This window comes from Halovulum marinum, from assembly GCF_009697225.1.
GTDB lineage: Bacteria > Pseudomonadota > Alphaproteobacteria > Rhodobacterales > Rhodobacteraceae > Halovulum > Halovulum marinum.
Genome location: NZ_WIND01000073.1, coordinates 72,259 through 84,180 on the forward strand (window position 1 = coordinate 72,259; position 11,922 = coordinate 84,180).

Consider the following 11,922-nt stretch of genomic DNA (forward strand, 5'->3'; position numbering starts at 1 on the left):
AGCGGCGAAAGGGGGCGGATCTCGTGTTGGACTGGTTCTGGAACTGGGGGCCGATCGCGGCGCTGAGCGGCGCGGCGGCGCAGACCCGGCAGATCGATCCGATCTGGCTGCTGGTCGGCGTCATGCTGCTGGTGTTCGCGCTGGTCTGGGCGCTGAACCGGCCGCCGACGGTGCGCGAGAACCGCTCGATGGGGCAGAGCTATCGCGGCAAGCTGTCGCCGCGCACGCTGCACCGGATGCTGGCGCCGCCGCAGAAGCGGCAGGTCAGGACCCGAGACGAGCTGTACGCCGCGGTCGAGCGGTCGCGCCGCGCCCGCGCCCGCGGCGAGCCGCGCCGCCAGGACGAGGACGCGGCGCTGCTGGAGGCCGAGGCCGTCGCCCGCGCCGACGCCGCCTTCAGCCAGCCCGAGAACCCGCACCGCGACTGACCGTTTCAGGCGCCGCGCCGGGCCCGCAGGTGCGGCAGCGCGAACAGCCACAGCCGTGAGGCCGTCAGCAGGATCAGCGGCGCCGGCGCCAGCAGCCCGATCCGGACGGCAGCCACGCCGTGGACCTGCGCGGCGATGTCGACGATCTCCGACAGGGTGAAGGCGACAACGAGCCAGCGGTGAAGCTGCCGGACCGGGCGGGACATGATCACCGTGCTCCTGGTTCGTGGGTTTTCCGGGCGTGGTTGTGCTCGGCGGCGGCGCGGATCAGCGCCCCCAGCCGCCGGCGCGGCGAGCCGGTCGCCCGCGTGCAGGTCGCTCGCGCGGCAGGGCCCGCCGCCGAGGCCGGCGTTGGACAGCCCCGGCGGGATCGTCCAGCGCCGGGCCACGGACGAATCGGCTTGACGGTTTGGCGGCAGATCTCGCCGGTGCAGATTGCGCCGTGACAGTGACGGAGCGGCACGCAGCGCCATTTCCAGCCCTCGGTGCCGAAGGGCTCGGCGCGGTGGACCAGCGCCCGGGTCCGGGCCAGGGTCGCGCCGCGCCGGTCGTCCGGCTCGGCGATCCTGCGGTCGATCATCGGCAATGATCGGCGACGGGGCGGCGCGGGAACGGTATCGCTGCTGATCAGACCGGCGCGTTTCGACGTACGCCGCCTGCGGCCGGGCGTCAGCCCGCCCGGCCAGAAGCTGTTCCAGCCTGTCGAGGAACACCGGCCCGCCGGCCGGCACGCAGACCGCGCACCGGCAACCCGGCAACCGGTGCCTGATCAGGCGTGCGCGCCGGTCCCGCAGACCCTGCAGCCCGGATCGCGCGCTATGCGGAGCTTGCGGGTCTCGGTCCACAGCGCATCGTAGATCAGCATCTCGCCGGCCAGCGTGTGCCCGGCGCCGGTGATGTGCTTGAGCGCCTCGGCGGCCATCATCGCGCCGACCACGCCGGGCAGCGCGCCCATCACCCCGGCCTCGGCGCAGGTCGGCGCCTGCCCCGGCGCCGGCGGGTCGGGAAACAGGCAGGCGTAGCAGGGCAGCCCGCCGGCGGGGTGGAACAGCGAGATCTGCCCCTCCCACTGCGCGATCGCGCCCGAGATCAGCGGCAGGCCGAGGCCGACGCAGGCGGCGTTGACCGCCGTGCGGGTGGCGAAACTGTCCGAGCCGTCCAGCACCAGCTGCGCGCCGTCCAGCAGGCGGGCGGCGTTGGCTTCGGTCAGGCGCTCGGGCCGGCCCTCGACGGCGACGTGCGGGTTGAGCGCGCGGAGCGCCGTGGCCGCGCTGTCGGTCTTGGGCCGGCCCACCCGGTCGGTGGTGTGCAGCACCTGCCGTTGCAGGTTCGACAGGCTGACGCGGTCGTCGTCGACGACGATCAGCCGCCCGACCCCGGAGGCGGCGAGGTACAGAAGCGCGGGGCTGCCCAGCCCCCCTGCCCCGATCACCGCGACGGTCGCGTCGGCCAGCTTGCGCTGGCCCATGCCGCCGACCTCGCGCAGCACGATGTGGCGGGCGTAGCGTTCCAGCTCGTCGGCGGTGAAGCTCATGGCAGCTCCCGTATCAGGCGTTGCGGCGGGCCGGTCTCGGTCCGGGTGAAACCCTGCGCGATCAGCGCGCGGGCGATGCGCGGCAGGCCGGTCTCGGCGGCCAGCAGGTGCGCGCCGCGCCGCCGCGCCTCGGCCGCGGCGGCGTCGAGCAGCGGCGCGACCACCTCGGCGCTGTCGGCGGCCTCGTCCCACCACAGCGGCGCCAGCGTCGCGCGGCTGCCGGTCAGCGTCACCGCGGCGCCGGCGAGCAGGCCGCCGTCCGCGGCCCGGTGCACCAGCCCCAGCCGCTGCGGCGGCGCGCTGTCCAGCGCGGCGTCGAGGTCGGCGGCCAGCGCCCGCGTCTCGTCGACCAGCACGGTGTGCCCGGTGATGCCGGCGGGCGCGGCCGCCGGCGCGCGGCGGGCGCGCAACCGGCGCAGGCCCCGGCGGTAGACCAGCACCGGCACCGCGACGATCCCGGCGACGAGGGCGAAGCGCACCGTGCCTTGCACGCTTTGCCGGAACGGCGCCTCGGGCGGCAGCAGCAGCAGCCCGGCCAGCGCCACCAGCACCAGCGCCAGCAGGATCGCCCGGCCGGACCAGCGCGGCGCGTCCAGCACCCGCGCGAAGCCCCAGGCCAGCAGGCCGATCGCCGCCAGCGTCAGCACCCCGCCCTGGCCGAGGATCTGCAGCATCTCAGCGCCCCGTGGAGCCGAACCCGCCGGCGCCGCGCGCGGTGCCGTCCAGCGCCTCGACCGGGCGCCAGACGGTGCGGAACACCGGCGCCAGCACCAGCTGCGCGATGCGCTCGCCATGGCCGACGGCGAACGGCCCGGCCCCGGCGTTGAGCAGGATCACCCCGACCGGGCCGCGGTAGTCGGCGTCGATCGTGCCGGGGCTGTTGACCAGCATGATGCCGTGCTTCAGCGCCAGCCCCGAGCGCGGCCGGACCTGCATCTCGTAGCCGCGGGGCAGCGCGATGGCGAAGCCGGCCGGGATCAGCGCGCGCTCGCCCGGGTGCAGGGTCACGCCCTCGCCGCGCCGGGGCGCGTCGAAATTGGCGCGCAGGTCCATGCCGGCGGCCTGCCCGGTCTCGTAGCCGGGCAGCGGCACGGCCGGGTCGGCGCCCTCGAGGCGGCGGATCTCGACCTGGGCCTCGGGCTCGGTGCGGATCATGCCAGTGCCTCGGCGATGCGGTGCGCCAGCCGGCGGGCGGCCTGGTCCTTGGTCATCCGCGGCCAGTCCTCGGCGCCCTCGGCGGTGATCAGGGTCAGCGCGTTGTCGGTGCCGCCCATGATCCCGGTTTCGGGGCGCACGTCGTTGGCGAGGATCCAGTCGCAGCCCTTGCGGGCGCGCTTGTCGGTGGCGTTGCGGACCACGTCGTCGGTCTCGGCGGCGAAGCCGATCACCAGCCGCGGGCGGTCGGGGCGGTGCGCGACGGTCTTCAGGATGTCCGGGTTCTCGGCGAACGCCAGCGCCGGCGGCTTGCCCGAGCCGTCCTTCTTCAGCTTGCTGGCGCCGGCGCCGACCACGTGCCAGTCGGCCACCGCGGCGGCGAACACGGCGGCGTCGGCGGGCAGCGCGGCCTCGACCGCCTGCGCCATCTGCGCGGCGGTCTCGACGCGGACCACCGCCACCCCCTGCGGCGGCGGCACCGCGGCCGGGCCGGTGACGAAGGTGACGCGCGCGCCCATTCCCGCCAGCGCCGCGGCGATGGCGGTTCCCTGCGCCCCGGACGAGCGGTTGGCGATGTAGCGCACCGGGTCGATCGGCTCGTGCGTGGGGCCGGAGGTGATCAGGATGTGCCGGCCCGTCAGCGGGCCGTCGGCCAGCGCCCGCGCCACGGCGTCGACGATCGCCGGCGGCTCGGCCATGCGCCCCGGCCCGTACTCGCCGCAGGCCATCGCGCCGTCGTCGGGGCCGACGGTCAGGATGCCGTCGGCGCGCAGCGTGTCCAGGTTGCGGCGGGTGGCGGGATGCTCCCACATCCGCACGTTCATCGCCGGGGCGACCAGCACGCGCTTGTCGGTGGCCATCAGCAGGGTCGAGGCCAGATCGTCCGCCAGCCCGTGCGCCATCTTGGCCATCAGGTCGGCGGTGGCCGGGGCGACCACCACCAGGTCGGCGGCGCGGGACAGCTCGATATGCCCCATCTCGGCCTCGTCGGTCAGGTCGAACAGGTCGCGGTAGCACTTGCTGCCGGCCAGCGCCGAGGCGGTCAGCGGGGTGACGAACTGCTCGGCGGCGCGGCTGAGCACCGGGGTGACGGTCGCGCCCCGCTTCTGCAGCAGGCGGATCAGCTCCAGGCTCTTGTAGGCGGCGATGCCGCCGCCGATGATCAGCAGGATGTGTCTGCCCTGAACCATGGATCGCCCCTGCACCTAGTCAGGGGCGACCTTATGCGCGCCGGCCGGTGCAGGCAATCAGGCGAAACCGCCCGGGGGCCGGGCTGCGCCGCATCGACCGCGGCCAGCAGCGCCGCCAACACCTGGGGCAGGCCGGCCAGGGTGCCATTACGCCGGCCTCGATCAGGCCGGCCGGTTGCGCACGCTCGGCCAGCGCGCGCAACCCGGCAGTCACGTCCTGCAGCGTGCCGACCTCCTCGGCCAGGCGGACGAAACGCCGGCGGTCCGCGACGCCCGCGCTGCCACGCGATGAACCCGCGGTGGCTCAGCGCAGCGCGTCGCAGGGCTCCTCGCGCGCCGCCGGCGCGGTCACGCGCCAGCCGTCGAACGGCACCGGGGCGTCGGGCGCGGCCTCGAACTGGGCGTAGGAGAACAGCGCCAGCTCCGGCGCGGCGGCGGCGAGCGCGGCCGGCGCGCCCCAGCCGGTCTCGGCGTGGCCGTTGCCGGTGATCACCAGCACCGGCCCGGCGCCGGGGGCGCGGCTGCCGCGCAACGCCGCCTGCGCCAGCCGGGCATCGCGCAGGCGCTGCACCTCGACCATGCCGGGCAGCAGCGCGGCGGGCAGCAGGTCGCAGTGCGCCGCGGCCTGCCGCGCCTCGCGCGCCTGCTGCCCCTCGGCGGGCAGCGGCCGGTCGAGCCCGAACGCCGCGGCGCCGTCGCCGAACGCGGCCGCGGCGCCGCCGGTCATCGCCGCGCGGGCACGCGCCCGGGGCACATGTGCGCCGAGGATCGCCGCGTCCGGCGCGGCGGCGATGATCGCGTGATACCAGGCAAAGTCCGGCCAGCCGCTGTCGGCCCAGTCCAGTGCCTCGGCCAGCCGCGCCGGATCGTCGCGGTGCGCAGCGACCTGCGCCTCGCCCTCGGGCGGGATCATCTCGAAGACGATGGCGCGGGGCGACAGCGCGCGGGCGAAGGCGGCCTGCGCCTCGTGATGCGCGGGGTTGTCGTGTACCTCGCCGACGAACACCACGTCGGCGGCGCGGGCGCGGTCGATCGCCGCGGCCACGGACATTTGCGCCGCCCCGGCGGGGGCGGCGGCGAGGATCAGGATCAGGGCGAGCGCGGCGCGCACTCAGGCGATGGCCAGCTGCGCCGCGGCGTTTCCGGTCTGGCTTTCCAGCCGGCGGCGCATCTTCTTCAGCGCCTGCACCTCGAGCTGGCGGATCCGCTCCTTGCTCAGCCCCAGCTCGCTGCCCAGGCTTTCCAGCGTGCGGGGATCGTCGCGCAGCTTGCGCTCCTTGATGATCATCCGCTCGCGGTCGTTCAGCGCGCCCATCGCGTCGTTCAGCCAGTCGCGGGCGCGGGCCAGGTCGCGCTCGCGCTCGACCGTCTGGTCGGCCTGCGGGCCGTCGTCCTCGAGGGTCTCGACCCATTCGCGGCCGTCCTCGCCGGCCTGCTGCGCGTTCAGCGAGAAGTCCGAGCCGGAAAGACGGGCGTCCATCATCTCGACGTCGCGCAGCGGCACGCCGACCTCGATGGCGATCTTCTGGCGCAGCTCCTCGGTGTCGATGTGCTCGCCGCCGGCCTCGCGCTCGAACTTGGCGCGGACCCGGCGCAGGTTGAAGAACAGCGCCTTCTGCGAGCTGGTCGAGCCGGTGCGCACCAGCGACCAGTTGCGCATCACGTAGTCCTGGATCGAGGCCTTGATCCACCAGACGGCGTAGGTCGAGAAGCGCACGCCGCGGTCGGGGTCGAACTTCTCGGCGGCCTTCATCAGCCCGACGCCGGCCTCCTGCACCAGATCGGGCATCGGCGCGCCGTAGCGGCGGTACTTTCCCGCCATCGAGATCGCCAGTCGCATGTAGGCGTTGACCAGCCGGTGCAGGGCCTGCTCGTCGCCATGTTCGCGCCACGCCCGGGCGAGTTCCAGCTCGGTTCCGGCATCGAGCATCTCGGCCGCCATGGCCTGGCGGGTGACGGTTCTGATCCCTGTCGCTTCGTAGTTCATTGACCCCTCCGACTGACGGCGCTGACGATGGCTGCGCGGCGGACGCCGGCCGGTTGTACGGGCACGCAGCTTCATCGGACGTGTCGTTCAACGCGCCAGGGCGGAATTTTCTTCCTGAACGAAATGTCGCCGTTCTGGAAACAACGCCGGAAAACGGAAATGTTTCAGTCGATCCATTGTACTAGCCGGCGACCCCTGCCCCGATCACAAAACCGTGTCCGGCATTGGCCGGAACCTTTTCGGGACTAGCGCGTTATGCGCGATCTTAACGCGATGTTAACGCTGCCGGCGGTTTCTGGACCGGAACAGCAGGGGCAGTCGGAATGATCGCGCGCGTCACCACCGTCGCATTCCAGGGCATGGAGGCGAGACGGGTCGAGGTGCAGTGCTCGATTCAGCCGGGCATGCCGGGATTTAGTCTGGTCGGGCTGCCCGACAAGGCGGTCAGCGAGGCGCGCGAGCGGGTGCGCGCGGCAATGAGCGAGATGGGCCTGGCGCTGCCGTCGAAGAAGATCGTCGTCAACCTGGCCCCCGCGGACCTGCCGAAGGTAGGATCCCACTTCGACCTGCCGATCGCGCTGGCGGTGCTGGCGGCGATGGACGTGCTGCCGCGCGAGGAGGTCGCCGCCTTCTGGGCGATGGGCGAGCTGTCGCTGGACGGCGCGCTGCTGCCGGTGGTCGGCGCGCTGCCCGCCGCGCTGGCCGCCGCCGAGGACGACTGCGGTCTGGTCTGCCCCGAGGCCAGCGGCGCCGAGGCGGCCTGGGTCGACGGCGCCGCGGTGATCGCGCCGCGCAGCCTGCTGGAGTGCGTCAACCATTTCACCGGCCGCTCGGTGCTGGCCCCGGCGCAGGCCGGCGAGGTGCTGCCGCCCGCCGCCGGCCGCGACCTGTCCGAGGTGCGCGGCCAGGAGAAGGCCCGCCGCGCGCTGGAGATCGCCGCCGCCGGCCGCCACCACCTGCTGATGGTCGGCCCGCCCGGCGCCGGCAAGTCGATGCTGGCCAGCCGCCTGCCCGGGATCCTGCCGCCGATGGACGCCTCCGAGGCGCTGGAGACGTCGATGATCCATTCGCTGGCCGGACTGCTGGACGCCGGCGGGATCAGCCGCGAGCGGCCGTACCGGCCGCCGCATCACACCAGCTCGATGGCCGCGGTGGTCGGCGGCGGCAAGGGCGCCAAGCCGGGCGAGATCAGCTTGGCGCACAACGGCGTGCTGTTCCTGGACGAATTGCCCGAGTTCCCCCGCGCGGTGCTGGAGACGCTGCGCCAGCCGATCGAGTCCGGCGAGGTGATCGTCGCCCGCGCCAACGCCCATGTGCGCTATCCCTGCCGGTTCATGCTGATCGCTGCCGCCAACCCCTGCCGCTGCGGCCACCTGGGCGACGCGGCGCGCGCCTGCGCCCGCGCGCCGAACTGCGGCGAGGATTACCTGGGCCGGATCTCGGGGCCGCTGCTGGACCGGTTCGACCTGCGCATCGAGGTGCCGCCGGTGCGCATCGCCGAGATCGCCGACAGCGCGCCGGGCGAGGCCTCGGCCGAGGTCGCCGCCCGCGTCGCCGATGCGCGGGCGCGGCAGTCGGCGCGGTTCGCCGGCGACGACGGCGTGCGGGTGAACGCGGACGCGCAGGGTGATCTGCTGCTGGCCCGCAGCGCCATCGGCGACGACGCCAAGGCGCTGCTGGCGCAGGTCGCCGAGCGCTTCGGGCTGTCGGCGCGCGCCTACCACCGGGTGCTGCGGGTGGCGCGCACCATCGCCGACCTGGCCGGGGCGGACGAGATCGGCCGGCCCCATGTCGCCGAGGCCGCCGCCTACCGCCTGACCGCCGAGGACCGCAAGCCGGCGGCGGTGGCCGAGCCGCGCCGCGCCTGAGCGGCGGCGCGCGCGGCACCGGACGGCGCCTGCCGGCTTCGGGAGCGGGAGGCAGCGCCCGGCGCGGCGCGGCTGCGAGCCAAGCGAAGGGACAGCGGCGGCGGCCGTCGCACCGCGCGGGCCTGCCGGACCGCGCTAGCGGCGCAGGAAGCGGAACACCTCGGACGCGGCCCAGCCGGCGGCCAGCGCCACCGCCAGCGACAGCAGCCCGTAGAGCAGCGGGCGCTCTTGCGCGGTGGTGTAGATCAGCCGTTCCAGCCCGTCCTTGCGCACGGTGATGACCTGCTGGGTCAGGTGCTGCACCTGGCGGTCGCGGACCAGGTACATCCGGGCGCTGTATTCGCCCTCGACCAGGTTCGCCGGCAGCTGCACCTCGGTGCTGAACAGGGTTTCCTCGCGCAGGTTCACGGTGTCGTCCTGGCGGTTGTAGAGCCCGTTGCGCAGGCGGATCCGGACCACCGCGTCGAGGAAGCTCTGCGGATCCTCGACCTGGGACCGCGCGCCGACCGTGCGCACCGCCTTGTCGAAGCCGATCCGGTGCCGCAGGCGCGCGGTCTCGGACAGGATCTGGTCCAGCGGGCCGGTGCTGGCGATGGCGTAGAAGCTGGGCGCCTCGTCGATCCGGACGCTGTCGGTGTTGACCCAGATCCCCAGCACCCGCTCCTTGCGGCGCACGGTGACCGGCAGCGTCGGCCCCTCGACGGTGATCACCACGTCCAGCGGCCCGGCGTCCTGGGGCACCGGCGCCTCGCGCCGCACCGCGCCGAACACGAAGATCTCGGAGCCGTCGAAGCCGGCGGTGATCGAGACCCGGTTCTGGCTGAGCCCGCCGACCGCCTGTTCGGCCGGCGCGGTGTCGCCGCCCTGCGCGCCGGCGCCGTGCGCGGCCGCGGCGGCAAGGCCCAGCGCCAGCAGCAGCGGACGCAGCGCACGCATCAGTGCCCGCCCCCGGGGCCCAGCGAGTACAGCTCGGTCGGCTGAACCACCAGGTCGAACGCCAGCTTGCCGCAGACGCCCAGCACCATCAGCGCCAGCAGGATGCGCAGCTGCTCGGCCTTCAGCCGCACACCGATGCGCGCGCCGATCTGCGCACCGATCACCCCGCCCAGCAGCAGCAGCAGCGCCAGCACCGCGTCGACAGTGTAGTTCTGCGTCGCGTGCATCAGCGTGGTGAAGCCGGTGACGAAGATGATCTGGAACAGCGAGGTGCCGACCACCACCTTGGTCGGCATGCCGAGGATGTAGATCATCGCCGGCACCATGATGAAGCCGCCGCCGACGCCCATGATCGCCGCCAGCACGCCGACCATCGCCCCGATCAGCAGCACCGGGATCGCCGAGATGTAGAGCTGGCTCTGCCGGAACCGCATCTTCAGCGGCAGCCCGTGCACCCAGGAATGGTGCCGCCGCGGCGCCGGCCGCGCCCCCGGCTTCGACGAGCGCCGGATCGCGCGCAGGCTTTCGAAGAACATCAGCCCGCCGATGATCCCCAGGAACAACACATAGGACAGCGTGACCAGCAGCTCGACCTGGCCCATCTCGCGCAGCAGCGCGAAGATCCGCACCCCGGCGGCCGAGCCGGCGAGTCCGCCGACCAGCAGCACCCCGCCCATCTTCAGGTCCACCGTCCGCCGCCGCAGGTGCGCCAGCACCCCCGAGAACGACGAGGCGACGATCTGGTTCGCCTCGGTCGCCACCGCGACCGCCGGCGGAATGCCGATGAAGAACAGCAGCGGCGTCATCAGGAATCCGCCGCCGACGCCGAACATACCCGACAGCACGCCCACCATCCCGCCAAGGCCGAGAAGCAGGAACGCGTTCACGGAAACCTCGGCGATCGGCAGATATATTTGCATGAGGACCGGTGATTGGCGGAAATTTTGCCGCACACTAGTCGCAACTCCCCGCGCGCGAAAGGGGGGAAAGGGGGCTGCGTCAGTTTTCGAGCAAACCGTCCATGTCCAGCGGCGCGTTGACCATCTGCAGCCGGCCGCGGCTGTCCAGCGGCCAGTCCTCGCGCGGCTTGTCCCAGTACAGCTCGACCCCGTTCCAGTCCGGATCGTGCAGGTACAGCGCCTCGGACACGCCGTGGTCGGCGGCGCCGTCGAAGGCGATGCCGGCGGCCAGCACCCGGCGCACCGCCTGCGCCAGATCGGCGCGGGTCGGATAGACGAAGGCGGTGTGGTAGAGCCCGGTGTGGCCCCGCGGCGGCGGCGTGCCGCCCTTGCTCTCCCAGGTGTTCAGGCCGATGTGGTGATGGTAGCCGCCCGCGGACAGGAAGGCGGCGCCGTCGCCGTAGTGCTGCACCACGTCGAGGCCGATCACGTCGCGGTAGAAGCCGATCGCCCGGTCGAGGTCCGCGACCCTCAGGTGGACGTGGCCGATTCGCAGCCCCTGCGGGGCCGGCGGGTCGGATCTGCGTTCGGGTGTCATGGCATTCTCCTGAAATTCGTTTCCCGATACATTTTAATCATAGCCAGAACCGACGATAATCCGAAGATACGGAAACGATAAGTTGCGTCTTCCGCCGCAGCGCGGCCAAGGATACACCGCCCGCATGACCGAGGTAATCATCGACCGCCTGGGACGCGAGGGCGACGGCATCGCTGCCGACGGCTTCCACCCGTTCACCCTGCCCGGCGAGCGCATCGTGCCGGGCGCGCCGCCGCAGGTGCTGGCGCCGTCGCCGGACCGGGTGCCGCCGCCCTGCCCGCATTTCGGCGCTTGCGGCGGCTGCACGCTGCAGCACGCCGGCGACGCGTTCCTGGCGCGCTGGAAGGTCGGCACCATCGAGCGGGCGCTGGCGGCACGCGGGCTGCAGGCGCCGATGCGGCCGATCCTGACCTCGCCGCCGCACGGCCGCCGGCGCGCGACCTTTGCCGCCCGGCGCACCAGGAAGGGCGTGCAGGTCGGCTTTCACGCCCGCGCCAGCGACCGGATCGTCGACATCCGCACCTGCCACCTGGTGCGCACCGGCATGCTGGAGCTGTTCCCGGCGATCGGGCAGATGGCCCGTATCGGCGCCAGCCGCAAGGCGGCGCTGCGGGTGCAGGTCACCGACAGCGCCGCGGGCTGGGACGTGGCGGTGGCGGGCGGCAAGGCACCGGACGCCGCGCTACGCGCGGAACTGGCGCGGCTGGCGGCCGGGGCGGGCATCGCCCGGCTGGCCTGGGACGGCGAGGTGATCGCGCAGCACCGCCCGCCGGCGCAGGCGCTGGGCCGGGCGCAGGTGGTGCCGCCGCCGGGCGCGTTCCTGCAGGCGACCGCCGAGGGCGCGGCGGCACTGGTCGCCGCTGTGCGCGCGGCGGTCGGCGGCGCGCGGCGCGTGGCCGACCTGTTCGCCGGCTGCGGCACCTTCGCGCTGCCGCTGGCCGAAACCGCCGAGGTGCACGCGGTCGAGGGCGATGCGGCGATGCTGGCCGCGCTCGACGCCGGCTGGCGCCGGGCGGACGGGCTGAAGGCGGTGACCCATGAGGCGCGCGATCTGTTCCGCCGCCCGCTGGAGCCGCTGGAGCTGAGGCGCTTCGATGCGGTGGTGATCGACCCGCCCCGCGCCGGCGCCGAGGCGCAGACCGCGCGGCTGGCCCAGGCCGGCGTGCCGGTGGTTGCCGCGGTGTCGTGCGATCCGGCCACCTTCGCCCGCGACGCCGCGATCCTGACCGGCGCCGGCTATGCGCTGGACTGGGTGCAGCCGGTGGACCAGTTCCGCTGGTCCGGGCACATGGAACTGGCGGCGCGGTTCAGCCGAACAGACGGTCCG

13 protein-coding genes and 1 pseudogene are annotated in these 11,922 nt (G+C 73.8%); 3 read left to right on the plus strand and 11 right to left on the minus strand.

Translation table 11 applies throughout. The features are described from left to right. The first annotated feature begins 23 nt into the window (after positions 1-23). Positions 24-428, plus strand: a complete 405-nt coding sequence (locus GE300_RS22425; protein WP_154449772.1) for a hypothetical protein — start codon at positions 24-26, stop codon at positions 426-428. A gap of 5 nt (positions 429-433) precedes the next feature. On the opposite strand, the gene GE300_RS22430 is transcribed toward GE300_RS22425, so the two are convergent. From GE300_RS22430 to GE300_RS22465, 8 genes and pseudogenes are all read right to left on the minus strand, one after another. Next, on the minus strand, positions 434-634 hold the full coding sequence (locus tag GE300_RS22430; protein WP_154449773.1) for a hypothetical protein: 201 nt from the start codon (positions 632-634) through the stop codon (positions 434-436). Positions 635-636: 2 nt separating this feature from the next. Next, positions 637-1,008, minus strand: coding sequence for a DUF1801 domain-containing protein (locus GE300_RS22435; RefSeq protein ID WP_233417325.1), 372 nt, complete (start codon positions 1,006-1,008; stop codon positions 637-639). A 189-nt stretch (positions 1,009-1,197) separates the two neighbouring features. Then, positions 1,198-1,995: pseudogene (locus GE300_RS22440) on the minus strand (HesA/MoeB/ThiF family protein); the annotation flags it as partial. After that, positions 1,959-2,636 (minus strand): hypothetical protein, encoded by a 678-nt coding sequence (locus tag GE300_RS22445; protein ID WP_154449775.1) that lies wholly within the window; start codon positions 2,634-2,636, stop codon positions 1,959-1,961. The pseudogene GE300_RS22440 and the gene GE300_RS22445, both read right to left, overlap by 37 nt. A 1-nt stretch (position 2,637) precedes the next feature. Further along, entirely contained in the window at positions 2,638-3,117 is a 480-nt protein-coding gene (gene dut / locus GE300_RS22450) for a dUTP diphosphatase (RefSeq protein WP_154449776.1), read from the minus strand. Continuing rightward, positions 3,114-4,307, minus strand: a complete 1,194-nt coding sequence (gene coaBC / locus GE300_RS22455; RefSeq protein WP_154449777.1) for a bifunctional phosphopantothenoylcysteine decarboxylase/phosphopantothenate--cysteine ligase CoaBC — start codon at positions 4,305-4,307, stop codon at positions 3,114-3,116. Before coaBC ends, dut begins: the two co-directional genes overlap by 4 nt. A gap of 304 nt (positions 4,308-4,611) precedes the next feature. Next, positions 4,612-5,358, minus strand: a complete 747-nt coding sequence (locus GE300_RS22460; RefSeq protein ID WP_154449790.1) for a ChaN family lipoprotein — start codon at positions 5,356-5,358, stop codon at positions 4,612-4,614. A gap of 60 nt (positions 5,359-5,418) precedes the next feature. After that, positions 5,419-6,294, minus strand: coding sequence for an RNA polymerase factor sigma-32 (locus GE300_RS22465; protein WP_154449778.1), 876 nt, complete (start codon positions 6,292-6,294; stop codon positions 5,419-5,421). Between the two features lie 323 nt (positions 6,295-6,617). Here GE300_RS22465 and GE300_RS22470 point away from each other — a divergent pair, with 323 nt between their 5' ends. Continuing rightward, the gene (locus GE300_RS22470; protein WP_154449779.1) at positions 6,618-8,162 is read left to right on the plus strand and encodes a YifB family Mg chelatase-like AAA ATPase; all 1,545 of its coding nucleotides are present in this window, start codon (positions 6,618-6,620) and stop codon (positions 8,160-8,162) included. A 135-nt stretch (positions 8,163-8,297) separates the two neighbouring features. Here the strand turns inward: GE300_RS22470 and GE300_RS22475 are convergent, their stop codons facing one another. The 3 genes from GE300_RS22475 to GE300_RS22485 form a co-directional block, all read right to left on the minus strand. Beyond that, positions 8,298-9,098, minus strand: a complete 801-nt coding sequence (locus GE300_RS22475; RefSeq protein WP_233417326.1) for a TIGR02186 family protein — start codon at positions 9,096-9,098, stop codon at positions 8,298-8,300. Continuing rightward, the gene (locus GE300_RS22480; protein WP_154449780.1) at positions 9,098-10,018 is read right to left on the minus strand and encodes a sulfite exporter TauE/SafE family protein; all 921 of its coding nucleotides are present in this window, start codon (positions 10,016-10,018) and stop codon (positions 9,098-9,100) included. The genes GE300_RS22475 and GE300_RS22480 overlap by 1 nt, the downstream gene beginning before the upstream one ends. A 79-nt stretch (positions 10,019-10,097) precedes the next feature. Then, the gene (locus GE300_RS22485) at positions 10,098-10,595 is read right to left on the minus strand and encodes a VOC family protein (protein WP_154449781.1); all 498 of its coding nucleotides are present in this window, start codon (positions 10,593-10,595) and stop codon (positions 10,098-10,100) included. A gap of 124 nt (positions 10,596-10,719) precedes the next feature. Between GE300_RS22485 and GE300_RS22490 the strand changes: the two genes are divergently transcribed. Next, positions 10,720-11,922: class I SAM-dependent RNA methyltransferase (locus tag GE300_RS22490; protein ID WP_154449782.1), on the plus strand; the 1,203-nt coding region annotated here is incomplete at its 3' end.

What these genes read in the sequence shown, in the direction of transcription:
- GE300_RS22480 (WP_154449780.1), bottom strand. Translation starts at nt 10,018, where the DNA reads ATGCAAATATATCTGCCGATCGCCGAGGTTTCCGTGAACGCGTTCCTG.
- GE300_RS22475 (WP_233417326.1), bottom strand. Translation starts at nt 9,098, where the DNA reads ATGCGTGCGCTGCGTCCGCTGCTGCTGGCGCTGGGCCTTGCCGCCGCG.
- coaBC (WP_154449777.1), bottom strand. Translation starts at nt 4,307, where the DNA reads ATGGTTCAGGGCAGACACATCCTGCTGATCATCGGCGGCGGCATCGCC.
- dut (WP_154449776.1), bottom strand. Translation starts at nt 3,117, where the DNA reads ATGATCCGCACCGAGCCCGAGGCCCAGGTCGAGATCCGCCGCCTCGAG.
- GE300_RS22430 (WP_154449773.1), bottom strand. Translation starts at nt 634, where the DNA reads ATGTCCCGCCCGGTCCGGCAGCTTCACCGCTGGCTCGTTGTCGCCTTC.
- GE300_RS22485 (WP_154449781.1), bottom strand. Translation starts at nt 10,595, where the DNA reads ATGACACCCGAACGCAGATCCGACCCGCCGGCCCCGCAGGGGCTGCGA.
- GE300_RS22470 (WP_154449779.1), top strand. Translation starts at nt 6,618, where the DNA reads ATGATCGCGCGCGTCACCACCGTCGCATTCCAGGGCATGGAGGCGAGA.
- GE300_RS22435 (WP_233417325.1), bottom strand. Translation starts at nt 1,008, where the DNA reads ATGATCGACCGCAGGATCGCCGAGCCGGACGACCGGCGCGGCGCGACC.
- GE300_RS22445 (WP_154449775.1), bottom strand. Translation starts at nt 2,636, where the DNA reads ATGCTGCAGATCCTCGGCCAGGGCGGGGTGCTGACGCTGGCGGCGATC.
- GE300_RS22460 (WP_154449790.1), bottom strand. Translation starts at nt 5,358, where the DNA reads ATGTCCGTGGCCGCGGCGATCGACCGCGCCCGCGCCGCCGACGTGGTG.
- GE300_RS22465 (WP_154449778.1), bottom strand. Translation starts at nt 6,294, where the DNA reads ATGAACTACGAAGCGACAGGGATCAGAACCGTCACCCGCCAGGCCATG.